Source organism: Paraherbaspirillum soli (assembly GCF_042654985.1).
GTDB lineage: Bacteria > Pseudomonadota > Gammaproteobacteria > Burkholderiales > Burkholderiaceae_D > Paraherbaspirillum > Paraherbaspirillum soli.
Window position 1 is genome coordinate 397,637 of record NZ_JBHSMT010000008.1, and the last position, 26,809, is coordinate 424,445.

The window sequence follows — 26,809 nt, forward strand, 5'->3', positions numbered from 1 at the left end:
AAACCGCAAGCCTAACCAAAGCTTCATTTCAAAATAGTCTATTAATTACCTTTTTCCTGAATAAATTTCGCCGCCATTTCCGCAATCATCAAGGTTGGAGAATTGGTATTGCCGGATGTAATGGTCGGCATCGCGGAAGCATCCACCACCCGCAATCCGGCAATTCCCCGCACGCGAAGTTTGCTATCCAGCACCGCCATCGGATCGTCGTTGCGGCCCATTTTGCAAGTCCCGACCGGGTGAAAAATCGTGGTGCCGACCTCGCCTGCGGCACGGATCAATTCTTCTTCGGTTTGATATTGGCGGCCCGGCTTGAATTCTTCCGGCGCATATTTTTGCAAGGCAGGCGCGGCGGCGATTTTGCGGGTCAGCTGCACGGATGCCGCTGCGACTTTGCGGTCTTGTTCGGTTGTCAGGTAATTCAAGGTGATTTTCGGAGCGGCGGCAGGATCAGCGGAAGCAATCCGGACATGGCCGCGCGAAGTTGGCCGAAGATTGCAGACGCTGGCAGTAAATGCCGGAAAATCGTGCAGCGGATCGCCGAATTTTTCCAATGACAGCGGTTGCACGTGATACTCCAGATTGGCGCTGGCCTGGGCCGGATCGGATTTGGCGAACGCTCCCAGCTGCGAAGGCGCCATCGACATCGGGCCGCTTTGCGACAGCATGTATTGCATGCCGATCTTCATTTTTCCCAGCCAGCTGTTGCTCATCGTATTAAGCGTCTTGACGCCCCGCACTTTGAACGCCATCCGGATCTGCAAATGGTCTTGCAAATTTTCGCCGACCCCGCGCAAGTCATGCAAAACCGGGATCTGATGCTGCTGCAATAACGCTGCCGGACCGATGCCGGACAATTGCAAAATCTGCGGCGAGCCGACCGCGCCGGCGCTCAATAAAGTTTCGCGACCGGCTTCCGCACTCCACTGCTGGCCGCCGCCGCTAAACTCGACGCCTTTGCACACCAGTCCGTGCTCGCCGGTTTCAATCAGCAAGCGTGTTACCTGGCAGCCGGTCATGATATCCAGGTTGCCGCGGCCGCTGGCTGCACGCAAAAACGCCTTCGACGCATTCCAGCGAATGCCGCGTTTCTGGTTCACATCGAAATAATTGCAGCCCTCGTTATCGCCGCGATTGAAATCGTCGATATTGGGAATCCCGACCTGTGCCGCGGCATCCCTGAAAGCGTCGAGAATTTCCCATGACAGACGCTGCTTCTCCACCCGCCATTCGCCGCCGGCGCCATGAAAAGCATCGCCGCCCTGATAATGATCTTCGCTCTTTTTAAATAGCGGCAGCACCTTATCCCAGCGCCAGTCGTCATCGCCGGTCAGCTGCGCCCACTGGTCGTAATCGCGAGCCTGGCCGCGCATGTAAATCATGCCGTTGATCGATGAACTGCCACCTAACACTTTGCCGCGCGGATAAATCAAGCTGCGGCCGTTCAGGCCGGCATCCGGTTCGGTCCGATACAGCCAGTCGGTGCGCGGATTGTTGATGCAGTACAAATAGCCGACCGGAATATGAATCCAGATGTAATCGTCCTTGGCGCCGGCTTCCAGCAACAACACTTTTATATTGCGGTCCTGCGTCAGGCGATTGGCCAGCACGCAACCGGCAGTCCCGGCGCCGATGATGATGTAGTCGTATTTTCCGGCGGATTCCATATTTTCCTTTTTATTTATGGCATCTCTCAAAACCGTAGCGAGCGGCCCAAGGTCGGGAGGAGAAGCACAGCCGTACGGATGTACGGCGACGATCTTGCCACCCCCGCAGTCCCGAGATTGGCGAGTTTGCCAAACTCTGTAGTAGGTTTTCAGAGATATCTTATTTGGCGACCGGCATCGTGAACTCAGCCCCTTTCGAAATCGACTGCGGCCAGCGCTGCATGATCGATTTATAACGTGTGTAAAAACGTATCCCCTCTTCGCCGTACGCATGCGCGTCGCCGAACAAAGAACGTTTCCAGCCGCCGAACGAATGCCATGCCATCGGCACCGGAATCGGCACATTGATCCCGACCATGCCGACTTCAATCCGGCGTGAAAACTCACGCGCTGTATTGCCATCCGAGGTAAACAATGAGACGCCGTTGCCGAATTCGTGGCGATTGATCAGCTCCACCGCGGCGGCAAAATCCGGTACCCGCACGATGCACAGCACCGGGCCGAAAATCTCTTCCCGGTAAATTTTCATGTCCGGCGTGACTTGGTCGAACAAGGTGCCGCCGAGGAAAAAACCGTGCTCCAGTCCGGCCACTTTCAAGCCGCGGCCATCGACCAGCAGCTTGGCGCCGGACTCGATTCCGCTTGCAATGTAACCCTCAATTTTGTCCTTGTGGGCGGCACTGACCAGCGGTCCCATCTCGGCATCGGGTTCCATGCCATTTTTTATTTTCAATGATTTTATGCGTGGAATTAACGCATTTATCAACTTATCAGCGACGTTACCGACAGCGACTGCCACCGAGATTGCCATGCAGCGTTCGCCTGCCGAACCGTAAGCCGCGCCCATCAAGGCATCGACCGCCTGCTCCAGATCGGCGTCCGGCATCACCACCAAATGATTTTTTGCACCGCCCAGCGCTTGCACTCTTAGCGGATAAGCACCGCTGCGCTTGGCGCCTTGCTGATAAATTGTTTCTGCGATCGGAGTCGAACCGACGAACGATACCGCCTTCACATCCGGGTGCTGCAACAGTGCATCGACCGCCAGTTTGTCGCCCTGCACCACATTGAAAACGCCATCCGGCAAACCGGCTTGCTGCAACAATTCCGCCATCATCAACGATGGCGACGGGTCGCGTTCCGACGGTTTCAGCACAAAAGTATTGCCGGTCGCAATCGCCAGCGGCGCCATCCACAACGGCACCATCACCGGAAAATTGAATGGCGTAATGCCGGCCGTCACGCCTAACGGCTGCCGCAAATTCCAGTTATCGATGCCGCCGCCGATATTGTCGGTGAATTGCGTTTTCAACAGTTGCGGGATACCGCAGGCGAACTCGATGATTTCCAGGCCGCGCGTCACTTCGCCTTTGGCATCGGAAAACACTTTGCCGTGTTCGCGCGTAATGGCGGCGGCCAGCGCATCGTGATTTTGCTCCATCAATTCCCGGAATTTGAACATCACTCTGGCCCGCTTCAGCGGTGCAGTGTCGGCCCAAGCCGGCGCTGCGGCCGACGCCGCAGCCACCGCCGCATTCACTTCTTCGACATTTCCCAACACCACTTTGGCGGACACCGCGCCGGTGGCCGGATTGAATACATCTTGCTGCCGACCGCTGGTCGAGGCCACCACCCGACCGTTGATGTAATGCTGAATGAGGGGCGTAGAGGATGCGAATGTCATAAGTATTCCTTCTATCAAATTGAATTTTTCAAAGAATATCGCGTGACATAGCAACAATCCAATGAGTTATCATCAACACCAATATAAGCAATTCTAATAATGAAATCGTCTATTCAGGAGTTTGAAAATAATGGATCTGATCCAGCTTCGCGCTTTTGTCACGGTGGCCAGGGAGGGAAATCTGACCCGCGCCGCAGAAATACTGCACGTCACGCAACCGGCAGTCAGCCTGCAAATCAAGTCATTGCAAGCCAGCTTGAATTTACAGTTATTCACACGCATTCCGAGCGGCATGGCATTGACCGACGACGGCGCAAAATTGCTGCCATTGGCGGAACGCGCGATTGCCGGCATCAACGAATTGCGCCAGAACGCAGACAGGCTGCACTCCAACAACTCTGAAAACTCAGAAATTCTCAGCGGCCCGCTGGCAATCGGCACCATTCTCGATCCGGAATTTATCCGGCTAGGAGCGTTCCTGAAACACTTAGTAGAAAGTTATCCACATGTTTATACACAGTTGCAACACAGCATGTCTGGCGATGTGCTGCAACAAATAAAGGCAGGCAATCTTGACGTCGGCTATTACCTCGGCACGCCGAGCAAAACTTTCCATCGCATCACGCTAACCCCTTTTACTTACAGTGTGGTCGCGCCATCCGGCTGGAAAAATCGTGTTTCGGGAAAAGATTGGCCGGCTTTGGCCAAATTACCCTGGATCTGGACGCCGCCGGAGTCTGTGCATAACCGTTTGCTGACCAAAATCTTTACACAATATAAAGTAAATCCGAACAAAGTTGCGCTAGTCGATCAGGAACCATCCATGCTGGATCTGGTGAAATCAGGCGTTGGTTTGTCGTTGGTACGCGAATCGATCGCGTTACGAGAAGCTCATGCACATGGTTTGGTGATCTCCGACACTGTCAATTTATCAACAGAATTGTCATTCGTTACTCTTGAAAAACGGAAAAATGAGCCTGTGATTGCTGCAGTGTTTACATTATTGCAAAAAATCTGGAGAAATTAGTGTTTTAAAAGTAATGATCTTGCTTTTAAAACAGCGGTTTTTCGATTTGAAAGGTTTTTCATCTTTTAATTTAAAGATTTATATATATAAATAGTAGTAATAGTTAACGACCTTCTTTTCTGTGGATAACATAAAAATCCTTCATCCAATCAAGCGTTTACGTTCAGGATAAACCCTGAGTAAACCTTGTATCTATAAAGAACAGTTGTTGGATAAAAAATCCGAAGTGGAAAACTTCTTTGATATCCACATTTGGAGGCAATAGATATCCCAAGAGTTATCCACAGACGGTTTGCTTGCAGGGTTTCAGTTTTTGAAAAAAGATGTCTATCAGATAATTTTTCAAAATTTGATCGACCGCTGATTTCCGAAATTTTTCTTCCGTTTCTTTTTTTACAAACCACTTTGAATTTTCAGGTTTTGGGTCAAAGGTTTTCAAAAAAAGTCTTTCCAGGTTTTGTATTTAAAGATTTATATATATAAATAGTAGTAGTAGTTAACGACCTGAAATTCTGTGGATAACAGTAAAAATCCCTGTTAAATCAATGCTTTAAAACATGGATAACGCTTGAGTAATCGGTGTACTGGAAAAGAACAGTTGTTGGATAAAAAAACGGATGTGGACAAGACTTCGGATACCCACATTAGCTGCATCGGATATCCACAGGTTTATCCACAAATTCGCGAAAAATGCGCTGCAAAACGCGTTTTTTACGTGGTTTTAGGCTTTGCCTGAATGAGCGCTCGTTGTTTGAGGGCTGCCGCATCTAAAAAAATCTCGACAGCAACAAAATAAGCCATTAATGTACGCGTTGCGTATATAAATGGAGGTCGTTATGAGTGAACAACAAGCTTTTTTGCGTGATGCGATGCGGCGTCTCAACCTGACCCGAGAGGCTTTTTCGGATCGCATCGGGATTCGGAAGCGCGCTTTGGATACTTGGTTGTTGCCGGATACTTCAGGAGAATTCCGGGTAATGCCGGAAATGGTCACGAAATTTGTCGGTGAAATCCTGCAGCGCGAGACGGGGCAAAACCCCATTACGCAGAGCGTATATATCGCAAAAAATGAGCCCTTGCGCTCCCGTATCGGCTTCAATGGCAAGCCGCAACTTATATCCGTTGAGCAGTTTTCGCGCGACTCGCTGGAAGACTTGTTTCGGATCACGGACATGATGCAGCCGATTGCCAGGCGCCAAAAGGTGTCGCGCATCCTGGAGGGGGCGGTGCTGGGGAATTTGTTTTTTGAGGCCAGCACGCGTACCCGCATCAGCTTTGGCGCGGCTTTTTGCCGCCTGGGGGGATCGGTGTGCGATACCACCGGCTTCACTTTCTCTTCGATGACCAAGGGCGAATCGATTTACGACACCAGCCGGGTCATCAGCGGTTATGTCGATGCCTTGGTGATTCGCCATCCGGAACAAGGCTCGGTCGAGGAATTCGCGCGCGCCACGAATATTCCCGTCATCAATGGCGGCGATGGTCCGGGCGAGCATCCGAGTCAGGCGATTCTTGATCTTTACACCATTCAGCGCGAGTTTTCGCGGCTGGGGAAGCTGATCGACGGCGCCCACATCGCCCTGGTCGGCGATTTGAAGTACGGCCGCACGGTGCACTCCCTGATCAAGCTGCTGGCCCTGTACCGTGGCCTGAAATTCACCCTGATTTCGCCGGCTTCGCTTGAAATGCCGGCTCACATCCTGGACCGCATCGCCCGCGGCGGCCATGTGATCGAGCAAACCCAATCCTTGCGGCAAGGATTGCAAGGCGTGGATATTGTGTATGCGACAAGAATCCAGAAAGAGCGTTTTGCCGATGAAGCGATTGAAGGCTATACGCCCGATTTCCAGGTCAATCAGGCCCTGATCAACGCCAGCTGCGATGCCGGCACGATCGTGATGCACCCGTTGCCGCGCGATAGCCGGCCCGGCGCCAATGATTTGAGCACCGATTTGAATCACGATCCGCGCCTGGCGATTTTCCGCCAGACCGATAACGGGATTCCGGTAAGAATGGCGCTCTTTGCCGTGCTGCTGGGGGTCGAAAATCAGGTGCAGCACTCGATGAAAGACGCCAGCTGGCATTCGCCGTCTCACATCGGGCCAGATGATGCGTCGTTTGACGGCGTCGATGAATAGAGGCTCGTGCTTATTTGGCTGCCGGACGCCCTGCCTTGCTGCGCAAAGTCTTGCCAGGCGGCGGCGCCACCGGCTTTTGCCTGGCATCCGCCAGTAAACTGGCGCAATCGCTGTGCTGATCGGGGCTGATGTTCATCAGCGGCAGCAAAGCGGCCGCCGGAGCCAATAGGCCGAGCGCAAGCGCGCCGCCAGCCTTTAACGCCACCATACCCTTGTTCACCCCTACCTCGGGGTGTTTAAAGCTGCCTGTGACCTCTAAAGGCGATCTGAGCGTGATAATCCGTAATCCCCGGTTTTTCGGGTGGATGGTCAGCGCCAGCGATTCTTTGCGCAGGTCGACCTGACCGTCGACGACGACGATCGCAGCGTCGGTATCCATGACAAAGGTGCGGGCCTGCATGACGCCATTGCTCACGGCAAAATCGCTGGCCAGGCAATTCAGAGTCACCTGGTGATCGCCAAACAGTTTGGCAATAATGATGTTGCCAATATTCAGGCCCATCTCTTCCAGCAGGTATTTGCTGATGGTGCCGTGATTGATCAAGGTTTTTACCTCGCCGTTCGCGCTGCCCAGCATTGCCGCCACAGAATTGCCGACCCCGGACAACGAGGCATCGCCGTTGACTTCGCCGAAACTGGCTTGCATCCGTTCCATCGTGGGAAATAGTTGCTTGATCTTCAAATGACGCGCCGAGATGTGTATTTCAGCCTTGATCGTCTGCTGCTTGCCGTCCAGCTTGACGCTGGAAATCAAATTGCCGCCAGCCACCCCGAAATTTAATGGCGTCAATGACAATATGCTGTCTTTCAGGTGCAGGTCGGTGACCAGGTCCTGGATCGGCAATGCCTTGTCGCGGATGATTTTGCGGCCGGTGAATTTGACATCGGCGTCTATGCTGCCCCAGCGCGCAGTATTGAAAGGCTCGACCGGCAGCACTTTGTCGGCTGGCTGCACTGCCGTTGCATCGCCGCGGTTGTTCTTGCTGGCGTTGGAGTCGGCCCCGACCAGCGGCGCCAGATCTTTTAGCGACAGCTGATTCGACAGCAGCGTGCCTTGCAGCAAAGGGCGCGGTTTGCGGGCGACGTACTCAAGCGTGCCCGAGATATCGCTGCTCCCGACCCGGCCGCTGAATTTGTCGTAAATCCAGTCGTCGCCATCGGGATGAATGGTGCCGCGCAAATGCCCTTCGGTTGAAAACGGCGGCGTGGCCGGCAACACGATCCCTGTCAGCGGATACAGATTGGACATGCTGGCGCCGCCAATTCTAAGGCGCAGGTCGAGAGCCGTCAGCGCGCTGGGCTTGGTCAGCGTCCCTTGAATCTCGATCGCCGTTTTGCCGATCCGGACCCTGGCTTGCAGCGGGTACGGCGTGCTGCTGTTTTGCAGCGCCAGTACCGCGCCAGCCTGGCCGTCGCCGCTGACCGCTGTTTTATTGAAAGTGCCGCTTGCCTTCCAGCCTATGCCGTAACCTTCCGGCGTGATCGCCGGCAGCGACCCGATGTCGGCATTGATGTCGATTTTGCGGATCGGATCGAGCAGCCTGACGCTGCCCTGGGTCAGCACCAGTTTTTGCAGTTGCAGTTGCCAGACGGACGGCGGCTGGGACAGGAAGGTCCAGTTATTCCGGCCATCCAGTGTGCGTTCGAAGGCGATGTTCGGCGTTTGCAATTCCAGCGTCGGCAGCACGATCTTGTGCGCCAGCAGCGGCAACGGGCTCAGCGAAAAAGTGATGCGGCCGATTTGCGCCATATGCGGACCAGTTTTGGCCCAGTCGGGATTGTCGAGCACGATGTCGTTGGCGCTCAGGCGAGGCCAAGGCAGCCAGCGCTTCCAGCCACCCTGCTCGGCGGTCGATTTTTGCCAACTTAGCGCCAGGTCGCCGCGAATCGCGAATGGCCGGCCGACGGCATCGCTGATGTGCTGATTCAGCCACGGTTTGGCCCGGTTCCAGTCGAAAGTGATCAGCGCGACGATCAAAACGGCTATCGCGGCAAGCAAGCCAAAGGCGCTCCAAAATAGTATTTTTAGCGGCCGAAGTTTTGAAGAAATCATGGATTTCCTGATGACAGGCTTTTTGGCATTGCTTAAATATAGGACACGGCAAGCGCCAGCAATACCTTGGGCACCTCGAAAAACCTACTGCGCGGCCCAATCTCGAGGCTGCGATGCTCACCGTACCTCCGTACGGCTGCGCTTCTCGCCCCGACCTTGGGCCGCTCGCTACGGTTTTTCGAGATGCCCCTTGTTACGCGGAATACCGTCAGCTGCCGGCGCTGCGCATGGCCAAAACAATCAACAATGTGTGAGACATGCAATAGTTTGTAACCCAGTGTTGCCATGAAAATTTGGCGTGCTAGCTTGTAATTGTGGATAACTTTTACGTCTAGCCCGTTGCGTGGAACTGAAAATGACAAAAAATAAGAAAACCGTATCGTTGATGCTGAGTGCTTCGCTGTGCGTTGCGCTGCTGCCGCTTGCCGGCTGCGACAAGACACCAAACAGTCCGAATCAGGCCGCAGCGCAAACACCGCCGCCCTATGTGCCGCCGACTGCAGAACAGTTGTATCAGCTGGTTGCACCAATCGCGTTGTTCCCCGACAAACTGATCGGGCAGGTATTGGCCGCGTCCGGTTACCCCGACCAGATAACCGTGGCCAATAACTGGCTGGCCCAGAACCGCAACCTGAAGCCGGCGCAACTGCAAGACGCGGTCAATCAGCAGCCTTGGGACGTCAGCGTCAAGGCTTTGACCTCATTCCCCAACGTGCTCAACCAGATGGCCCAGAACACAGCGTGGACCGCGGCGCTGGGCGATGCTTACGTCAACGACCCGACCGACGTGATGAATGCGATCCAGGTCATGCGCCAGCGCGCCGCCAGCAGCGGCCATCTTAAAAATATGCCGCATCAAAAGATTGCGGTAGTCCATCGCACGCACCAGCCGCCGCCGCAAGCCTACGCGGTGCCGCCAGGCGAGCCGATGGTGTATTCAGGACCGGAAGTGATTCCGCCGCCGCCGGACACGATAATGATTGAGCCGGCCGAGCCGGACGTCGTGTACGTGCCGGCGGCCTACGATCCGGGCGTGGTGTACGGCGAGCCTATGCCGGTTTATCCGGGCTATGTCTATGCGCCACCGCCGCCGATATACGACAGCGGTGCGATTATCGCGAACGATGCGATTCCATTCGGTGTCGGCTTGGTGGTAGGCGTGGTGATCAGCCATTACGACTGGGGCTGGCATTCCTGGGGCGTGCATTGGGGCGACGGCGACTGGCATGGCAGGGACCGGGATCGCGACCGCGGCGAATGGCATCGGCCGGCGGTTGTGTATAACAACAAAACCTATGTGTCGAATTCCACCACCATCGTCAACCGGGTGACCAACAACATCAACAACGGCACGATTACCAACACCACCAATAACAACTTCGGGACTGCGGCTGGTGTCGCCGGGGTTGCCGGCGCTGCAGCAGTCGCCAACGGTCTGCGCCCTGCCGTTCCAACAGGCAGCCCGCCAAATTTAGCCAGGCCGCACTTTGGCCAGCCACCGGTCTCAGGCGCCAATGTTGCGCCCGGGGTGGCAGCTGGACTCATTCCTGGCAAACCTGGAGCAGCTGTGGCCGGTCGGCCCAGCTTTAATCAAAATGCTGCGGCGCTTGCCGGCCGCGTGCCGGGGGCGGTGCCGACACCTGGGCCAGCAACGCGGCCGAATTTCAACAATATGACGAAGCCCGATTTCAGTCAGGCACTACGTCCTGGAAATAAAATTCCGGCCGTGCCTAACCTCAATCCGGCAACACCGAAGCCGCCCGGCGCCAGTCAGCCTGGCATCAACACCCTGCAGCGGCCGAACTTCACTCAAATCCCTGCCGTACCTGCCGGACGGGTGCCGCAGCCGACACCGGGAGCAGGCGCCCGGCCCGATTTCAACCATATGACCAGGCCCGATTTCAGCCAAGCGCTGCGTCCTGAAAACAGGATTCCAGGCGCGCCGAACGGCAATCAAACTGCACGCCCGGAAATGCCGCGGCCGAACCAGCCTGCGCATTCTGGCGGCGCCAATCATGAGCGGCCTAACCTCAATCAGGCGCTCCCGCGAGAACCTGCGAGACCGACCTTGAATCAGCCGCAACGCGCTGAGAACATGGTTCAAAACAGGCCGAACGATAGACCGCAGATGCGCCCGCAAGAACCGCAACAGCCGCGCATCGAGCCAAGAGTAGAGCCGCGTCCGCAGGCGCAGATACAGTCTCGCCCGCAACCGCAGATACGTCCGCCGGAACCTCCGCAGCCGCGTTTTGAACCCCGTCCACCGCCGCCACCGCCGCATCTGGAGCCGCGTCCGCAACCGATGCCGCAGATACAGCAGCCTCGTCTGGAACCGCGTCCGCAACCGCAGGTACGTCCGCCGGAACCTCCGCAGCCGCGTTTTGAACCCCGTCCACCGCCGCATCTGGAGCCGCGTCCGCAACCGATGCCGCAGATACAGCAGCCTCGTCCGGAACCGCGTCCGCAGCCGCAGGTGCGCGCACCAGAACCTCCGCAGCCGCGTTTTGAGCCGCGCCCACCTCCACCTCCACCACCACCGCATGTGGAGCCGCGTCCGCAGCCAGCGCCGCAGCATCAGGCTGAGCCTAATCGCAGTCAGCCGCATCCGGACAAGAAGGACGAGCACAAGCACGAATGAGCTGTGGACACAAAAAAAGCCGCCTGACGTAAATCAGGCAGCTTTTTTGCTACTGGTCCCTTTAGGGGACCTTTATGCTTACACCTGCAAGGTCATCAGGCTGGCGTTACCGCCGGCCGCTGTGGTGTTGACGCACACGGCGCGCTCCGCCAGCAAGCGCCATAACGGAATCGGCGCATATTCGGAGGTTTCCAGCAGCGGCACCAAGGCGCCAGTTTTTTCTCCGAGTGCCGACAGCAACGGACGCAAGCGCCAGGTTCCCGCACCGTCGACCAAGGCCATTTGCAGCGTGATGGTGCTGCTGCCGGCCTCGACTCGTTCGATGGTGCGCACCGCATCGCGCACAGCTTTCGGCAAGCCGCTTGGCAGCATGGCCGAGGCCGAAGCTTCGATCACCGGGGTATTGCCGGTGGCAAAGACGGCTGCCAGCTGGTTCAGCATGGTGCCGACGTTGTCGGCGCTGCACAGGATCGCACCGCGCGGTGCAAACGACAGGCTGTTGCGCTCGCCGGTCGGGCCGGGCAATACCAGCGAAGTGCCGAGCCAGTTGGCGTGCATGTATTCCTCGCCCAGTGCCGCAATCCGCTGATGACCATGGGTTTTGGCCCAGTTCAACAAGGCTTGCAGGATCGGGGTTTCAGTGCTGGTGATCGTGTTCGGCGCATGGATCGTGTGCGCACCCAGCGCGACCGTCGCATTGCGTTGCAGGCGCTTCAGGTACAGCGGTCCGCCGGCTTTGGGGCCGGTGCCGGATTTTCCTTCGCCGCCGAACGGTTGCACGCCGACCACGGCGCCGACGATATTGCGATTGACGTAGATATTACCGACGTGCGCCTTGTCAGTAATGAAGTCGATCGTTTCGTCGATCCGCGAATGGACGCCCAGGGTCAGGCCGTAACCGGTGGCGTTGATCGCATCGATCAATTGCGGCAGCGCGCTGCGGGCATAGCGCACCACATGCAGGACCGGGCCGAATACTTCGCGCTTCAATTCCGACAGCGAGCCGATTTCGATCAGGGTCGGGGCCACGAAGGTGCCGTTTTTCTGCTCGTCGGACAGCGGCAATTGATAGAAATCCTTGGCCGTGGCGCGCATCTTCTCGATGTGGGCCAGCAACTGCGCTTGCGCATCGGCATCGATCACCGGGCCGATATCGGTCGCCAGTCGGTCGGGATTGCCGATCCGCAGTTCCTGCATCGCGCCCTTCAGCATATGCAGGGTGCGATCGGCGATATCGTTTTGCAGGCACAGCACGCGCAGTGCCGAGCAACGCTGGCCGGCGCTATCGAAGGCCGAACTGAGGACGTCCTGCACCACCTGTTCCGGCAAGGCGCTGGAATCGACGATCAGGGCATTCTGGCCGCCGGTTTCGGCGATGAACGGCAGATCGATCGACTCTTCCACCGAGCGCTTGGCAAGGGTACGGTTGATCAGCTGCGCGACTTCAGTCGAGCCGGTAAAAATGACGCCTTTGGTGCGCGGGTCCGAGGTCAGCGCGGCGCCGACCGTTTCGCCCTGGCCGGGAAGGAATTGCAGCGCAGCGCGCGGCACGCCGGCTTCATGCAACAGCTGCACCGCACGGGCGGCGATCAGCGGCGTTTGTTCGGCCGGTTTGGCCAGCACCACATTGCCGGCTGCCAGCGCGGCGCTGACTTCGCCGACAAAAATCGCCAGCGGGAAATTCCACGGGCTGATGCAAACCACCGGACCCAGCGCCAAGACGTTCTGGGTATCACGCACCTGGGCTGAGTAGTAGCGCAAAAAGTCGACCGCTTCGCGTACTTCGGCAATCGCATTGGGCAGCGATTTTCCGGCTTCGCGGATCGCCAGTGCGATCAGCTCCTGTTGGTGTACTTCAAAGAGTGCCGCGGCCCGTTCCAGCTTGGCTGCGCGTTCGACCGGCGGCAGGGTTTGCCAATCCATCGCGTAGGCGGTCGCCGCGTGCAGCGCGGCATCGACATCGGCGCCGCTGGCTTCGATCACGCTGCCGACCACATCGCGATGATCGGCCGGATTCAACACAGGTTTCGCTTGCGCACCCGCCAGCGGGGTTGCCAGCGAGTCCGCCAGCAACGGCGCCACATGCCATTGCTGTTGCCCCAGCGTCTGGAACGCCAGGTCGATCTCGCGCAGGACTTCTTCGCTGCTCAAATCCAGCCCCGCCGAGTTGCTGCGTTCGCCGCCGAACAGCGCCGCCGGCAATGGAATATGCGGATGCGGCTCGCCGCCGAGTTGCTGCGCCGCTTGCAGCGGATCGGCCACCAGGGTGTCGATCGACACGCCTTCATCCACGATCTGATTGACGAAGGACGAGTTGGCGCCGTTTTCCAGCAAGCGCCGCACCAGGTAGGCGAGCAAGGTTTGATGCGAACCGACCGGTGCATAAATCCGGCACGGTTTGTCCAGATTGTCTTTGCCGACCACCTGGTCGTACAGGGTTTCGCCCATGCCGTGCAGGCACTGGAACTCGTAGTCGGTAATGTTTTTCTCTTGCGCCCAGCTGTAGATGGTCGCCAGCGTGTGCGCATTGTGGGTCGCGAATTGCGGATAGATCAGGTCGGTCGCCGCCAGCAATTTCTGGGCGCAGGCCAGGTAGGAGACATCGGTGTACACCTTGCGGGTATATACCGGGAAGCCGGGCATGCCGTCGACTTGCGCCCGTTTCACTTCGGAATCCCAATACGCGCCCTTGACCAGCCGCACCATGAACTTGCGGCCGCTGCGGCGCGCCAGATCGACCAGGTAGTCGATCACGAACGGGCAACGCTTCTGGTAGCCCTGCACAACAAAACCGATGCCGTCGAAGCCGGCCAGGTCGGGATCGAACGCCAGCGCTTCCATCAGGTCGAGCGACAGTTCCAGGCGGTCGGCTTCTTCGGCGTCGATGTTGAGGCCGATGTTGTATTGCTTGGCCAGCACCAGCAGTTGCTTCAGACGCGGCAACAGTTCGCCCATGGTGCGCTGGCGTTGCGCGCGCGAGTAGCGCGGGTGCAGCGCCGACAATTTGACCGAGATGCCGGGTCCCTGCTTGATGCCGCGGCCGGCCGAGGCGCGGCCGATCGCGTGGATCGCCTCTTCATAAGAGCGGTAATAAGCCGCCGCATCTTCTTCGGTCAGCGCCGCTTCGCCCAGCATGTCGTAGGAGTAGCGATAGCCGCGTTTTTCATTGTCGCGGCTGTTGTCGAGCGCCTCGGCAATGGTCTGGCCGGTGACGAACTGATTGCCCAGCATGCGCATCGCGACATCGACGCCTTTGCGGATCAGCGGCTCGCCGCCTTTGCCGATCAATTTGGTCAGGGCCGAGCCGAGTCCGCGCTCGCTATTGGTGCTGACCAGTTTGCCGGTGATCAGCAAACCCCAGGTCGCGGCGTTGACGAACAGCGACGGCGATTCGCCCAGGTGGCTGCGCCAGTCGCCCTTGCTGATCTTGTCGGCGATCAGGCGATCGGCGGTTTGATGATCCGGAATGCGCAGCAGCGCTTCGGCCAGGCACATCAGCGCCACGCCCTCTTCCGACGACAGCGAAAATTCGTGCATCAAGGCATCCACGCCGGACGCGCGGGTGCGTTTTTCGCGCACCGCCGTCACCAGTTTGCGGGCCAGGGTCTGGCTCGCAGCCTGGGCGCTCGGACTGCTTTGCACCTGCGCCAGCAGCCATTGCACGGCCAGTTTTTCGTTGCGCCGGTAAGCGGTCGTGATGGCGGCGCGCAGCGGCGACGGATCGCGCATGACTTCTTGATGGAAGGCGGTGAATGCAGTGGCGGATTGCTGTGATGTGGTCGATAGCTGCGGCATGGCGATGTCTCGGTCTCGGTAAGGTAATTGTTGTGCCAACTTGCGCCCTCGCCAAAACAACGAGCGCAGCCCTGGAATCGAGCTGCGCGGCAGTTTTTTGCGGGGGCTGGTCAAGAACCGGTTTGCTATCTGCACAAACAGGTTCTAAGATTTAAAACAGGTGTTGAATCGTTCGATTGTAGGGGGCATCGCGGTGGATTAATTCTGGAAATACCGGCTACTATCAAAATTTTGTTATTGGTGAGAAAATTTAACCGAATAAAATTTTTCCGAAAGTAGTACATGCTTGACAAGATCAGTAAAAAAATCCTGGCCGAATTGCAAAATGATGGTCGCATCAGCAACGTCGACCTGTCCACGCGTGTCAACTTGTCGCCGGCCGCCTGCCTGGAGCGCGTCCGCAAGCTGCAGGAAGCCGGCTACATCCTGCGCTATAGCGCCCAGCTCAATCCGCAGTTGCTGGACGTGTCGCTGCTGGTGTTTATCGAAGTCGTACTGGATCGCACCACGCCGGAAGTTTTCGAGGCGTTCAGCCAAAGCGTCCAGATTATCCCGGAAGTGCTTGAGTGTCACATGGTGGCGGGCGGTTTTGACTACCTGGTCAAGGCCCGGGTCAAAGACATGAACGCGTACCGCGAATTCCTCGGCAAGTCGCTGCTGCAACTGAAAGGCGTGCGCGAGACGCACACCTATGCCGTGATGGAAGAGGTCAAACACACGACCAAACTGCCGATTCGCTAATTCGCTGCATTGCCGCCTGTAATTTTCCCCGCTACATCATCATTCTTTCCGCTTCGTCGCAATCGTTGCAATAAGCGCGCCGCCAAGAGCGTGCCACAATAGTTGTTCTTTGATTATCTAAATAACCTTTAGGAGAAGACATCCATGCCATTGCCTAGCGTTCCACGACAACTATTAGCCGGTTTGATCTGCAGCCTGCTGGCGCACGCCGCACTGGCTGCCCCGAGCGGGGCGGAAGCGGCCAGAGCTGAAATTGCACAACAGGCCAAGGCCATGGAGCCGGCCTTGATCGAGGTGCGGCGCGACATTCATGCGCATCCCGAGCTGGGCGACGCCGAGCTGCGCACCGCGCAACTGGTTGCCGAGCAATTGCGGGCGCTGGGCCTGGAAGTCAAAACCGGGGTTGCGCGGACCGGCGTGGTGGCGGTGTTGAAAGGCGCCCTGCCCGGCCCTACAGTCGCCTTGCGCGCCGACATGGATGCGCTGCCGGTCAAGGAAAGCTCGGGCCTGCCGTTTGCGTCGAAGAGCAAGGGCCGTTATCTGGGGAAAGAAGTCGACGTGATGCATGCCTGCGGTCACGATACGCATACGGCGATTTTGCTGACCGCCGCTAAAATTTTGAGCGCCATGCGCGATCGTTTGCCGGGCACCGTCGTGTTCTATTTCCAGCCGGCCGAAGAAGGCGCCGGCGAATTGGCGGCCGACGGCAAAAACACCTGGGGCGCGAAAATGATGGTGCAGGAAGGCGTGATGAAATCGCCCAAGCCGGATGCGGTATTCGGCCTGCATGTGATTGCCGGGATTCCGGCCGGCCGGATCGCTTATCGCGCCGGTCCGACCATGGCCAGTTCGGACGATTTGCGCATCCGGATCGTCGGCAGCCAGACCCATGCCGGTATGCCGTGGAATGGGGTCGACCCGATTACCGTCGGCGCGCAGGCGCTGGTCGGCCTGCAAACGGTGGTCAGCCGCCGCACCGACATTTCTTCCTTCCCGTCGGTGGTCAGCATCGGCACCATCAATGGCGGCACGCGCTACAACATCATTCCCGAGTCGGTCGAGATGACCGGCACCATCCGCTCCTATGATTACGGCATCCGCCAGAAGCTGCATGCCACTGTGCGGCAAACCGTGGAAAAAATTGCGGAAAGCGGCGGCGCCAGGGCCGAAGTCAGCATCATCGAAAAGTACGATCCGACCATCAACGACGCCGCACTGACGGAAAAAATGGGGCCGACCCTGCGTTGGGCGGCACAGGACGATGTGGTGCAAAGCGCCTTGTCCGGCGGCGCCGAGGATTTTTCTTTCTTTGCCAAGCAAGTGCCGGGTTTGTTCGTCTTCCTCGGAGTCACGCCGCGCGACCAGGATATGACGAAGGCGGCGCCGAACCATAATCCGGCGTTTTTCGTCGATGAATCGGCGCTGATTGTCGGGGTCCGCACGATGGCATCGCTGGCCACCGATTATCTTTATGCCGACGCCGCTACAGCGCGCTAAGCCGGGACGCGCCGGCGATCGAAAGGACTAGATATGATGAGACGCTTGCTTATCCTGTTCGGGCTCGTCATCGCCGTCATTGGTGTCCTGGGCATCGCCGCGCCGTCGACTTTGCTCGATTTTGGGCGATCCCTGCAAACCCCTTTCGCCCTCTATATCGTGGCTGCCATACGGATTGGTTTCGGCATCGCATTGATCAGAGTCGCCGCCATTTCACGCACGCCGAAGACGTTTCGCATCCTCGGCGTGCCCATCATCATCGCCGGTGTCGTCACGCCGTTTATCGGCGTCGAGCGGGCGCGGATGATTGTCGATTGGTGGTTTGCGCAAGGGGCCTGGCTGATGCAGATATGGGCTGGCCTGGCAGTGATTTTTGGCCTGTTCATCGTCTACGCGCTGACGCCTCGCCGCTGAGCTGTCGCTACAACAAAAAGCCGCAGCAGGTTTTTAGGTACTGGCCCGGATTGCCAGCTCAAAACCGAGGTCTATCCTCGCTTTTTCTATCGGCTCGCGTTTCAGCCGCTTAATCAATAAGTGCGCTGCGGTGAAACCGATGTCGTAGCGCGGCGTGACTATCGTGGTGATGCCGGGGTTGGCGTGGGCCGACCACGGCAGGTTGTTGAAACCGGCGATCGCCAATTGCCCTGGCACCGAAATGCCGCGCCGCTGGCACTCGAACAGCACGCCCAGCGCCAGATCGTCGTTACAGCAAAACACCGCGTCGCAATCGGGAGTCTGCTGCAGCAGCTGGCCGAGCAATTTGGCGCCCAGCTCTACCGTGGACGGGGCCGCTGTCAGCACTTCGATGCCGGAATCCATGCCGGCGTCCGCCAGCGCTTTGCGGAAACCCGCACGCCGCTTCATCATGCGCGGATCGAGCTGGGCGCCGAGAAATCCGGGACGGCGGTAGCCGCGTTCGATCAAATGGCGGGCCATGCTGTAACCCGCCTTCTTTTGCGAAAAGCCGACCGTCATGTCATTGCGGTTGGGGCTCAGATCGAACATGCGCACCGCCGGAATATTGTTGGTCGCCAGCTGGTGCCGCAGCGACTCTTGCTGTTCGATCCCGCTCAGCAGAAAACCGTCCGGCGCCTGGGTCAGGAAGGTCGAAATCAACTGGCTTTCCTTGTCCGGCGAATAATGGCTTTCGCCGATCAGGAATTTGTAGCCATGTTGGTCCAGACTGTCGCGGATGCCGTGCAGCGTTTCCACAAACACGGCATTGCTGAGCGACGGCACGATGACCCCGATCACCTGCGATTTTGCCGATGCCAGCGTGCTGGCGGCCTGGTTCGGTACATAGCCCAGTTGCTGGATGGCGACGGCAATCCGATCGCGTGCCGCCTGTTGCACCAGCGCCGGTGTTTTCAGTGCGCGCGATACGGTCATCGGGCTGACTTTTGCCATATGTGCGACGTCCACGATCGTCACTCTGCCGCTGGCGCGGCTATGGCGTTGCGGTTTGATGGTTTTGCTGGCGGTGGTCATGGTGGGGGTCTCGCTAATGATATTTTTGTATTTGATCGACGTTACCTGCGCTTTATCCGGCTTTTATCTCTTTTCACAATCAATTGCGTACTTTATGGCGCTATCCACGCCTATTCTGTTGGCGACTTTTTGCGTTCACAATGTGCTGAAATGAAATGAGTGATGCATTATCATTGTTTCTTTACGGAAATGATATTGATTAGCTGCTCTAATTTTACTTTATGCCGCCAGTAGCCGATGGTAGCGCTACCATTTGATGTAATATTTCAGCCGCCCGGCGGCCTGCTCAGTGGCCTGCTCAGTGACCTCTTCAATGGCCGGCAATCAATCCAATAGCGAAAGAATCTTATGCCTCAGCAACCGGAATATATGCTCGGCGTCGACATCGGCACCACCAGCACCAAGGCGGTGCTGTTCACGACCAAAGGGCGGGTGGTGGCGCAGCACGCGGTGGAGTATCCGCTGACCTGCACCGCGCCGGGCATGGCCGAACAAGATCCGCTGCAGATAGTCGACGCCGTCCTGACTTCGATGCGTCAGGCCGTCAGCAATAGCCAGGTCGACGCCGCACAGATCGCGCTGGTGTCGTTCAGCAGCGCCATGCATAGCCTGATTGCGCTCGATCAACACGATCATCTGCTGACCAACAGCATCACCTGGGCCGACAGCCGCGCCGCCGAGTGGGCCAACCGGATTCGCGATCAGATGGATGGCCACGCGATTTATCTGCGTACCGGCACCCCGATCCACCCGATGTCGCCGCTGTGCAAGTTGATGTGGTTGCGTCACGATCAGCCGCAACTGTTTGCCCGCAGCGCGCGCTTTGTCGGCATCAAGGAATATGTCTGGCACCGCTTGTTCGGGCAATGGCAGGTCGATTATTCGGTCGCTTCCGCCACCGGCCTGTTCAACCTGCAGCAGCTTGACTGGGATAGCGAGGCGCTGGCCTTGATCGGCGTCAGTCCGGCGCAACTATCGCAACCGGTCCCGACCACCCATTTTGCGACCGGCCTGCAACCCGCAATGGCGCACCAACTCGGGCTGGCGCCAAACACGCCATTCATCATCGGCGCCAACGACGGCGTGTTATCCAACCTCGGCGTCAACGCCATCGGGCCGGGTCAGGTGGCGGTCACGATCGGCACGTCGGGGGCAATGCGGACCGTGATCGACCAGCCGCTGACCGATCCGTCGGGGCGCACATTTTGCTATGCATTGACCGCCAAGCACTGGGTGGTAGGCGGGCCGACCAACAACGGCGGCAGTATTTTCCGCTGGGTGCGGGACGAGCTGGCAACGGCCGAAACGGCCGCCGCAAAACTGGCCGGCATCGATCCCTACGAGGCGTTGACCAGCATCGCGGAACAGGTCCCGGCCGGCGCCGCGGGCTTGTTATTCCATCCCTATCTGGCGGGTGAGCGGGCTCCGCTTTGGAACGCCGATGCGCGCGGTTCTTTCTTTGGCCTGGCCATGCATCATCGCAAGGAGCATATGATACGGGCCGCGCTGGAAGGCGTGATTTTCAGCCTGTACAGCATCCTGCCGGCGGTTGAAGGTTTGATCGGCCCCACCACGCGGATGATGGCGACTGGCGGTTTTGCACGCTCAGCCCTGTGGCGTCAAATGATGGCCGATATCTTCGAACGCGAAGTGGTGGTGCCGGAAAGCGTCGAGTCCTCGTGCTTGGGCGCCGCCGTGCTGGGTTTGTATGCGCTGGGCCGGATAGCGTCGCTGGAGGCGGTTGCCGAGATGGTCGGCGCCACTCATCAACACTTGCCCGATCCCGACAATGTGGCGCTGTATGCCCGTTTGTGGCCGATCTATGCCGCCATCCCAAAGCAGTTGGAGCAGCAGTACCGCGAGCTGGCGCAGTTTCAGCGTTCTGCTAGTGCTCAGTCTCCGGATCAATCAGGATAAATTTCTCATGCGCGGTAGCGCTCAAGTGCGCGCGCAGCCATTTGTGCGCCGGATTGCGCACATCCCTTTCGTGCCACAGCATGTCCACATGGACCGCCGGCGTCGGGAACGGCAGTTCGCGCGCGACCAAGACGTCGGTCATGCCGGTGGCGCCGATCAAATGACGCGGCAGTACGGTCAGCAGATCCGAGCTGGCGACCACCCGGCCGGCGGTGAAGAACTGATTGACGGTCAACAGAATCCGCCGCTCGCGCCCCATCGCCGTCAGCGTTTCGTCGATCAGGCCATGCGCGCGTCCGGAAAAACTCACCAGCAAGTGATGCGACGCGCAATAGCTGTCGAGAGTCAGCGGCTGGTTCGCCAATGGATGATTCTTGTGCATCACGCACACGTATTCGCCGGTGTACAGGCGCTCGTGGTGGATCGGCGAGGCGCTGGTGGTCTGGCCGCCGGCCAGTTGCGCTGCGACGCCGGGGAAAAATCCGACCGCCAGGTCGACATCGCCGCGCATCAGCATTTGCCGCGGATCGCGGGTGGTCAGCGGCACCATCCGGATATTCAACTGCGGCGCCTCGCGTTCTATCGTGCGCACCAGTCCCGGCAGCCACAGCGCCGCGGTAGCGTCGGCCATCGCCATCTGGAACGTGGTATGGGCGCGCGAGACATCGAAGGTCTCCGGCGTGATCGCGGTTTCCAGGTCGGTCAGCGCGCGCCGCACGGTCGGCCATAATTCTTCGGCGTACTGGGTCGGCTTGACGCCGTGCGCGGTGCGGATCAACAACTCGTCGTTCAAGGTGTCGCGCAAGCGCTTCAACGCATTGGAAACGGCGGGTTGCGTCATCGCCAGCCGATTGGCTGCGCGGGTCAGGTTTTGTTCGGTCATGACTGCGTCGAAGACGCGCAGCAAATTTAAATCAAGCGTTAAAAAACTCATGTTCGGGCTATCGGGGTCAGTCTATCGTTAATTATTTTTAGCAAGGTGCGGTAGCGGCAAGCATCAATTATCGCTGATATTCATATGATCCATAACAGATATATGAAAATCGAATTACGGTCTTGATTATTTGTTAAATGCTGCGACGCGACATAAAAGACACATCAACGTTGATGATGTCTGAGCTATACATTGATTTCCAATTGGAAACTATAAACAAACATCGAAAGCCATGTTGTTACCTGTTGTTACAGGCTTTGCGAGGTTTTCTGATTGTGGAATTCTCGTATATTGAAATGGGACATTATTCGCTTACAGCATAACTGCTATCCAAAATCAAAATTGGATTGCCGCTCAAGTAGTGCATATACTGCGATGCACCAATGTCACTGAGAAATAATCGTCATGTCCATCTTCGCCTTTGCCCTTCCCGCTAAAACCGTCTTGTTCGATGCGCAGGTCATGCTGTCCACCGCAAGCGCCGCCACTCGACCTGTGCTGGGCATGGGTGCATTTGCGACTTTGATGATGTATTTCAAGCCGTTGTGGATGGGGATTTTGCGGGCCGCGCTGTTGCTGGTGAAGCCGCGCAAATCGCTGGAACAGCGCCATGCGCAAAGCATGTTCAAGGGCCAGCAGTTGATGCGCCGACTGGCCAACGACCAGGCCGGCAGCCAGCCGACGCTGGCCGCCGAATTGCGTTTGCTGGCAGGGCGCGACTAATTTGCCGGGCTTGCCAAACTCTGCAGTAAGTTTTTCGAGGTGCCTAATTTCAACGTTGACAAGGAGCTGTAATGTATCAATACATTTATTCCGATCAGGATGATCGTTCCGCTGCCGGCAATCCCATGCAATTGCTGAGCGCCTCCCGCACCGTGCCCGCGCTGTTGCGTCAATTGGTGGCGCGTATTCTGACCCCGGCCGGCGTGCACGGTCTCTAGCAATAGTCCAACCAGGTTTTCTTCAGATGTCTCCTCCTCCCTGACAAGGAAGGATTAACCCTACCGGCCTCAAGCCGGTAGGGATTTTTTTTGCTTAAGCAAAAAGCACGGATAAATAAAAAAGCGCGCCTGCAATATGCGGGCGCGCTTTTTTTTGCCAACAAGCCGGCTTTATTCAGCCAAACGTTTTTCCAGCGCCTGTTTGACTTCCGCTAGTTCCTTCGGCAAGTGATATTTCAGCTTATCGAACAGTTCCGTGTGCAGCGCGGTTTCCGTTTTCCATGCGGCCTTGTCGATCGACGTGATGTGGTCGAACTGCTGTTCGCTGAAGTCCAGCCCATCCCAGCTAATATCGGCAAAGCGCGGGGTCACGCCGAACAGGTGCTCGACGCCGCCGGCGCTGCCGTCGAGCCGGTCCAGCATCCATTTCAGCACGCGCATGTTGTCGCCGAAACCGGGCCAGACGAACTTGCCGTCGGCGTCGGTGCGGAACCAGTTGACGCAGAAAATCTTTGGCGATTGCGCGCCGCCGGCTGCGATTTTCTGACCCATCGTCAGCCAGTGCTGGAAGTAATCGCTCATGTTGTAACCGATGAACGGCAGCATCGCGAACGGATCGCGGCGCACGATGCCTTGCTGGCCGACAGCGGCGGCGGTGGTTTCGGAACCCATCGTGGCCGCCATGTAGACGCCCTCGACCCAGTTGCGCGCCTCGGTCACCAGCGGCACCGTGGTGGAGCGGCGGCCGCCGAAGATGAAGGCCGAAATCGGCACCCCGGCCGGATCGTCCCAAGCCGCATCGATCACCGGATTCTGGGTCGCGGCGACCGTGAAGCGGGCATTCGGGTGGGCCGCCTTGGCGCCGGTTTCCTTGGCGATGGCCGGAGTCCAGTCCTTGCCCTGCCAGTCGATCAGATGGGCCGGCGCTTCCTTGCTCATGCCTTCCCACCAGACATCGCCGTCGTCGGTCAGCGCGACGTTGGTGAAGATCGTGTTCTCGCGCAGCGACGCCATGCAATTGTGATTGGTCTTGTCGTTGGTGCCGGGGGCAACGCCGAAATAACCGGCTTCCGGATTGATCGCGTACAGGCGGCCGTCGGCGCCCGGTTTGATCCAGGCGATGTCGTCGCCGATGGTGGTGACTTTCCAGCCTTCGAAGCCCTTCGGCGGGATCAGCATCGCGAAGTTGGTCTTGCCGCAGGCCGATGGGAAAGCCGCAGCGACATAGTGCTTTTTGCCGGCCGGCGATTCGACGCCGAGGATCAGCATGTGTTCGGCCAGCCAGCCCTGATCGCGGCCCATGGTCGACGCGATCCGCAGCGCGAAACATTTCTTGCCGAGCAGCGCATTGCCGCCGTAGCCGGAACCGAAGGACCAGATTTCGCGGGTTTCCGGATAGTGGACGATGTATTTGGTGGAGTTGCACGGCCAAGCCACATCTTTCTGGCCGGCTTGCAATGGCGCGCCGACGCTGTGCACGCAAGGCACGAACTCGCCGTCGCTGCCGAGCACGTCCAGCACCGCCTGCCCCATGCGCGTCATGATCCGCATGTTGACCGCGACGTAAGGCGAATCCGACAGCTCGACGCCGATATGCGCGATCGGCGAACCCAGCGGCCCCATCGAGAACGGCACCACGTACATGGTGCGGCCCTGCATGCAGCCGTCGAACAGGCCGTGCAAGGTGTTGCGCATTTCGGCCGGATCGGTCCAGTTGTTGGTCGGGCCGGCGTCTTCCTGCTTGGCCGAGCAAATGAAAGTGCGGTCTTCGACCCGCGCCACGTCCGACGGATCGGAGCATGCCAGATAGCTGTTCGGGCGCTTGGCCGGGTTCAGCTTTTTCATGGTGCCGGCAGCCACCATCTCGCCGCACAGGCGGTCGTATTCAGCCTGCGAACCGTCGCACCAATAGATGCGGTCCGGCTTGGTCAGCGCGGCGATTTCGGCGACCCAGTTGATCAGCTTTTGTTGCTTGACGTAGGCGGGTGCATTGCCCAAGCGGGTTTGATTCATGAAGACTACCTCCGATACCAATAAAGAAATCTTGTCTTGTGTCGATCCGAACATGACCGACAGCAACGAAAATGAAATAATGGCCGGGTTTCAATGGTCTGCAACCAGCGTACTACAGGGGCGAAAAAGCGCCACGCTACATAGTACGAAATTGGTCGTCACGCCCAGCAAACAGCCTGTTTTCCGTGGAAAAAGTGCGGCGATTGTACACCCGACATGTAGTAAAAATGACCAACTTTTGTAGTAGGGTATTTCTCGTTTTCTGGATATCGTTGCTTTATTACGTAAGAGCCGTTTTTCTTTATTTGTTTGCCAGGAAACGGATGAAAGTTGCTGTACTGAATATAAGGTAGGTAGGGCGGATGAGCGCAGCGTTATCCGCCGCTGGATGTGCCGCATATGCTCGACGCATCCAAGACGGCGGAAGACGCTGCGCTTTTCCGCCCTACTTGCTGCGCTCATCCACCCTGTTTTGCGATAGCTTTTTAGGTGCTTCAAATTTTTTGTTTAGTCAGGAAACCCATGAAAATTGCCGTACTCGATGATTATCAAGATTGCGTCCGCCAGCTGGAGTGTTTCAAATTGCTGGAAGGCCACGAGGTTAAAGTGTTCCACAATTCCGCGCGGGGCATCGGCCAGCTGGCGATCCGGCTGGCGCAGTTCGAGGCGCTGGTATTGATACGCGAACGCAGCACCTTTCCCAAAGCGCTGTTGCAAAAACTGCCCAATCTGAAACTGATTTCACAAACCGGAAAAGTCAGCGGCCATATCGACGTCGAGGCCGCCACCGCCTGCGGCATCGCGATTGTCGAAGGCGTGGGCGATCCGACCGCGCCGGCGGAACTGACCTGGGCGCTGATCATGGCGGCCGCCCGCCGCATCCCGCAATACGTGAGCAACCTGCAACAAGGGCGCTGGCAATCGGTGTCGGCGACGCCTGCGCATAATCATCTGGGGGTGGCGTTAAAAGGCCGCACGCTGGGCATCCTGGGATACGGAAAAATTGGCCGCATGGTGGCCGGCTACGGCAAGGCTTTCGGCATGCGGGTGATGATCTGGGGCCGCGACGCCAGCCGCGCCGCCGCCTTGCAGGACGGTCATTTCGTACCGCAAGCCAGGGAACAATTTTTCGCCGAGGCGGATGTGCTGTCGCTGCATTTGCGTTTGAACGATGCGACCCGCGGCATGGTCACCGCAGCCGATCTGGCCGGCATGAAATCCAGCGCGATCTTCGTCAACACCAGCCGCGCCGAACTGGTTGCCGCAGATGCGTTGCCGTCCGCTTTGCAGCAGGGGCGGCCGGGGTTTGCCGCACTCGATGTGTTCGAAAGCGAGCCGCTGACACCAGACTCGCCTTGGCTGCGGATGGAGAACGTGTTGGCCTCGCCGCATCTCGGCTACGTTGAAAAGGATAGTTACGAGCTGTACTTCCGTTCCGCGTTCCAGAACGTGCTCGACTTCGCCAACGGCACGCCGAACAATGTGCTGAATCCGGATGCCCTGCTGCCGCGATAGTCAGACGTCGCCGGCATTCGCCGGCAGGATCAACTTGCTCATTTTGGGGGCTGGCGCTGCAAGGCTGGCGCCATGCCACAAGCCGGCCCAGCCGGGCGGCCACGGCAGTGGCGGCCCGTCATATTCGGGCAGGCCCTTGCGCACCGGAATCACCGGCAAGCTGGCCGGCATCGCCCCGGCGCTCCAGCCCAGGCTGAAGGCGTAATCCGGCAACAGCACGTCGCATATCGCGGCAAACCAGTTGCTATGATCCTCATCCCGCCCCAATGCCTGCGCCAGGCCGTGCGGATCGAATTGCGCCAGCGCGCTCGCCAGCTCCGCCGCTGAAGCGCCCGGCTGGTCGCCCCAGCCAAGAATAGGATTGAAATTGTAATCGGCACCGGAGCCGTACCAGCCCTCGCGCCAAGGGCGATCCATCCAGTCCCGATGACCGCAAAACAAATGCCAGCGCCAGTGCAGCCCCGACGGTTTGGGCCAGTTGTATAGATACAAGCGCTGATAGCCGGCACTATGCAGTTCCCTGACCATCGCCATCAAGCGCGCATGCGGCATCCGGTCCGGCGGCGCATGACGGAACAGGATCGGCGTGCCGTCCGCGTGTTGCACCTCGTCCGAAGACAGATTCAAATCCAGCGTCCGCATTTCGCTGCCGAAGCGCGCCGCGACCCAGCCGGTCAGCAAATTGACCGACGTGATCACGCCGTAGCCGCGATAGCGATGAAAAATGACGGTGCCGGGGGCGATGGGTTTCATGAACGAGA

At 58.2% G+C, this 26,809-nt stretch carries 19 protein-coding genes; 11 read left to right on the forward strand and 8 right to left on the reverse strand.

All coding sequences use genetic code 11. The features are described from left to right. Window positions 1–41: 41 nt before the first annotated feature. Together ACFPM8_RS04615 and ACFPM8_RS04620 are read right to left on the reverse strand one after the other, a co-directional pair. Window positions 42–1,667, reverse strand: coding sequence for a GMC family oxidoreductase (locus ACFPM8_RS04615; protein WP_378995426.1), 1,626 nt, complete (start codon window positions 1,665–1,667; stop codon window positions 42–44). Window positions 1,668–1,827: 160 nt separating this feature from the next. Beyond that, the gene (locus tag ACFPM8_RS04620; RefSeq protein ID WP_378995428.1) at window positions 1,828–3,351 is read right to left on the reverse strand and encodes a CoA-acylating methylmalonate-semialdehyde dehydrogenase; all 1,524 of its coding nucleotides are present in this window, start codon (window positions 3,349–3,351) and stop codon (window positions 1,828–1,830) included. Between the two features lie 130 nt (window positions 3,352–3,481). On the opposite strand from ACFPM8_RS04620, the gene ACFPM8_RS04625 reads away from it, so the two are divergent. Next, a complete protein-coding gene (locus ACFPM8_RS04625; protein ID WP_378995430.1) occupies window positions 3,482–4,378 on the forward strand; it encodes a LysR family transcriptional regulator in 897 nt (298 codons plus the stop codon). Between the two features lie 836 nt (window positions 4,379–5,214). Further along, window positions 5,215–6,516, forward strand: a complete 1,302-nt coding sequence (locus ACFPM8_RS04630; RefSeq protein WP_378995433.1) for an aspartate carbamoyltransferase — start codon at window positions 5,215–5,217, stop codon at window positions 6,514–6,516. 10 nt (window positions 6,517–6,526) lie between these two features. Here the strand turns inward: ACFPM8_RS04630 and ACFPM8_RS04635 are convergent, their stop codons facing one another. Further along, window positions 6,527–8,569, reverse strand: coding sequence for an AsmA family protein (locus ACFPM8_RS04635; protein WP_378995435.1), 2,043 nt, complete (start codon window positions 8,567–8,569; stop codon window positions 6,527–6,529). A 355-nt stretch (window positions 8,570–8,924) separates the two neighbouring features. Between ACFPM8_RS04635 and ACFPM8_RS04640 the strand changes: the two genes are divergently transcribed. After that, window positions 8,925–11,207 carry a DUF3300 domain-containing protein gene (locus tag ACFPM8_RS04640; protein ID WP_378995437.1) on the forward strand — a complete coding sequence of 761 codons (2,283 nt, stop codon included), beginning with the start codon at window positions 8,925–8,927 and terminating at the stop codon, window positions 11,205–11,207. 78 nt (window positions 11,208–11,285) lie between these two features. Here the strand turns inward: ACFPM8_RS04640 and putA are convergent, their stop codons facing one another. Next, the gene (putA, locus tag ACFPM8_RS04645; RefSeq protein WP_378995439.1) at window positions 11,286–15,002 is read right to left on the reverse strand and encodes a trifunctional transcriptional regulator/proline dehydrogenase/L-glutamate gamma-semialdehyde dehydrogenase; all 3,717 of its coding nucleotides are present in this window, start codon (window positions 15,000–15,002) and stop codon (window positions 11,286–11,288) included. Window positions 15,003–15,284: 282 nt separating this feature from the next. Between putA and ACFPM8_RS04650 the strand changes: the two genes are divergently transcribed. The 3 genes from ACFPM8_RS04650 (at window position 15,285) to ACFPM8_RS04660 (ending at window position 17,654) form a co-directional block, all read left to right on the forward strand. Continuing rightward, window positions 15,285–15,743 (forward strand): Lrp/AsnC ligand binding domain-containing protein, encoded by a 459-nt coding sequence (locus ACFPM8_RS04650; RefSeq protein ID WP_378995441.1) that lies wholly within the window; start codon window positions 15,285–15,287, stop codon window positions 15,741–15,743. 144 nt (window positions 15,744–15,887) lie between these two features. After that, on the forward strand, window positions 15,888–17,240 hold the full coding sequence (locus tag ACFPM8_RS04655; protein ID WP_378995443.1) for an amidohydrolase: 1,353 nt from the start codon (window positions 15,888–15,890) through the stop codon (window positions 17,238–17,240). A gap of 45 nt (window positions 17,241–17,285) precedes the next feature. Beyond that, a complete protein-coding gene (locus ACFPM8_RS04660; RefSeq protein WP_378995445.1) occupies window positions 17,286–17,654 on the forward strand; it encodes a hypothetical protein in 369 nt (122 codons plus the stop codon). A gap of 33 nt (window positions 17,655–17,687) precedes the next feature. Here the strand turns inward: ACFPM8_RS04660 and gntR are convergent, their stop codons facing one another. After that, the gene (gene gntR / locus ACFPM8_RS04665) at window positions 17,688–18,728 is read right to left on the reverse strand and encodes an HTH-type transcriptional regulator GntR (RefSeq protein ID WP_378995447.1); all 1,041 of its coding nucleotides are present in this window, start codon (window positions 18,726–18,728) and stop codon (window positions 17,688–17,690) included. Between the two features lie 348 nt (window positions 18,729–19,076). Here gntR and gntK point away from each other — a divergent pair, with 348 nt between their 5' ends. Further along, window positions 19,077–20,645, forward strand: a complete 1,569-nt coding sequence (gene gntK, locus ACFPM8_RS04670) for a gluconokinase (RefSeq protein ID WP_378995449.1) — start codon at window positions 19,077–19,079, stop codon at window positions 20,643–20,645. Here the strand turns inward: gntK and ACFPM8_RS04675 are convergent. Next, window positions 20,614–21,579, reverse strand: a complete 966-nt coding sequence (locus tag ACFPM8_RS04675; protein ID WP_378995451.1) for a LysR family transcriptional regulator — start codon at window positions 21,577–21,579, stop codon at window positions 20,614–20,616. The two genes, gntK and ACFPM8_RS04675, sit on opposite strands and share 32 nt — an antisense overlap. A 405-nt stretch (window positions 21,580–21,984) precedes the next feature. Here ACFPM8_RS04675 and ACFPM8_RS04680 point away from each other — a divergent pair, with 405 nt between their 5' ends. Together ACFPM8_RS04680 and ACFPM8_RS04685 are read left to right on the forward strand one after the other, a co-directional pair. Next, window positions 21,985–22,302 carry a hypothetical protein gene (locus tag ACFPM8_RS04680; RefSeq protein ID WP_378995453.1) on the forward strand — a complete coding sequence of 106 codons (318 nt, stop codon included), beginning with the start codon at window positions 21,985–21,987 and terminating at the stop codon, window positions 22,300–22,302. A gap of 71 nt (window positions 22,303–22,373) precedes the next feature. Beyond that, a complete protein-coding gene (locus tag ACFPM8_RS04685) occupies window positions 22,374–22,520 on the forward strand; it encodes a hypothetical protein (RefSeq protein ID WP_378995456.1) in 147 nt (48 codons plus the stop codon). Between the two features lie 171 nt (window positions 22,521–22,691). On the opposite strand, the gene ACFPM8_RS04690 is transcribed toward ACFPM8_RS04685, so the two are convergent. Beyond that, window positions 22,692–24,533, reverse strand: a complete 1,842-nt coding sequence (locus ACFPM8_RS04690) for a phosphoenolpyruvate carboxykinase (GTP) (RefSeq protein WP_378995458.1) — start codon at window positions 24,531–24,533, stop codon at window positions 22,692–22,694. On the opposite strand from ACFPM8_RS04690, the gene ACFPM8_RS04695 reads away from it, so the two are divergent. Together ACFPM8_RS04695 and ACFPM8_RS04700 are read left to right on the forward strand one after the other, a co-directional pair. Next, complete coding sequence (locus ACFPM8_RS04695) at window positions 24,532–24,777, forward strand: hypothetical protein (protein ID WP_378995460.1); 246 nt, start codon at window positions 24,532–24,534, stop codon at window positions 24,775–24,777. The two genes, ACFPM8_RS04690 and ACFPM8_RS04695, sit on opposite strands and share 2 nt — an antisense overlap. Window positions 24,778–25,055: 278 nt before the next feature. Beyond that, window positions 25,056–26,048 carry a D-2-hydroxyacid dehydrogenase family protein gene (locus ACFPM8_RS04700; RefSeq protein ID WP_378995462.1) on the forward strand — a complete coding sequence of 331 codons (993 nt, stop codon included), beginning with the start codon at window positions 25,056–25,058 and terminating at the stop codon, window positions 26,046–26,048. Here the strand turns inward: ACFPM8_RS04700 and ACFPM8_RS04705 are convergent, their stop codons facing one another. After that, window positions 26,049–26,801, reverse strand: a complete 753-nt coding sequence (locus tag ACFPM8_RS04705) for an L-asparaginase (protein ID WP_378995465.1) — start codon at window positions 26,799–26,801, stop codon at window positions 26,049–26,051. Window positions 26,802–26,809 lie beyond the last annotated feature (8 nt).

Excerpts from the sequence above, each read along its gene's own strand:
- ACFPM8_RS04615 (WP_378995426.1), bottom strand. The coding sequence starts at position 1,667 with ATGGAATCCGCCGGAAAATACGACTACATCATCATCGGCGCCGGGACT.
- ACFPM8_RS04620 (WP_378995428.1), bottom strand. The coding sequence starts at position 3,351 with ATGACATTCGCATCCTCTACGCCCCTCATTCAGCATTACATCAACGGT.
- ACFPM8_RS04625 (WP_378995430.1), top strand. The coding sequence starts at position 3,482 with ATGGATCTGATCCAGCTTCGCGCTTTTGTCACGGTGGCCAGGGAGGGA.
- ACFPM8_RS04630 (WP_378995433.1), top strand. The coding sequence starts at position 5,215 with ATGAGTGAACAACAAGCTTTTTTGCGTGATGCGATGCGGCGTCTCAAC.
- ACFPM8_RS04635 (WP_378995435.1), bottom strand. The coding sequence starts at position 8,569 with ATGATTTCTTCAAAACTTCGGCCGCTAAAAATACTATTTTGGAGCGCC.
- ACFPM8_RS04640 (WP_378995437.1), top strand. The coding sequence starts at position 8,925 with ATGACAAAAAATAAGAAAACCGTATCGTTGATGCTGAGTGCTTCGCTG.
- putA (WP_378995439.1), bottom strand. The coding sequence starts at position 15,002 with ATGCCGCAGCTATCGACCACATCACAGCAATCCGCCACTGCATTCACC.
- ACFPM8_RS04650 (WP_378995441.1), top strand. The coding sequence starts at position 15,285 with ATGCTTGACAAGATCAGTAAAAAAATCCTGGCCGAATTGCAAAATGAT.
- ACFPM8_RS04655 (WP_378995443.1), top strand. The coding sequence starts at position 15,888 with ATGCCATTGCCTAGCGTTCCACGACAACTATTAGCCGGTTTGATCTGC.
- gntR (WP_378995447.1), bottom strand. The coding sequence starts at position 18,728 with ATGACCACCGCCAGCAAAACCATCAAACCGCAACGCCATAGCCGCGCC.
- gntK (WP_378995449.1), top strand. The coding sequence starts at position 19,077 with ATGCCTCAGCAACCGGAATATATGCTCGGCGTCGACATCGGCACCACC.
- ACFPM8_RS04675 (WP_378995451.1), bottom strand. The coding sequence starts at position 21,579 with ATGAGTTTTTTAACGCTTGATTTAAATTTGCTGCGCGTCTTCGACGCA.
- ACFPM8_RS04680 (WP_378995453.1), top strand. The coding sequence starts at position 21,985 with ATGTCCATCTTCGCCTTTGCCCTTCCCGCTAAAACCGTCTTGTTCGAT.
- ACFPM8_RS04685 (WP_378995456.1), top strand. The coding sequence starts at position 22,374 with ATGTATCAATACATTTATTCCGATCAGGATGATCGTTCCGCTGCCGGC.
- ACFPM8_RS04695 (WP_378995460.1), top strand. The coding sequence starts at position 24,532 with ATGAAGACTACCTCCGATACCAATAAAGAAATCTTGTCTTGTGTCGAT.
- ACFPM8_RS04690 (WP_378995458.1), bottom strand. The coding sequence starts at position 24,533 with ATGAATCAAACCCGCTTGGGCAATGCACCCGCCTACGTCAAGCAACAA.
- ACFPM8_RS04700 (WP_378995462.1), top strand. The coding sequence starts at position 25,056 with ATGAAAATTGCCGTACTCGATGATTATCAAGATTGCGTCCGCCAGCTG.
- ACFPM8_RS04705 (WP_378995465.1), bottom strand. The coding sequence starts at position 26,801 with ATGAAACCCATCGCCCCCGGCACCGTCATTTTTCATCGCTATCGCGGC.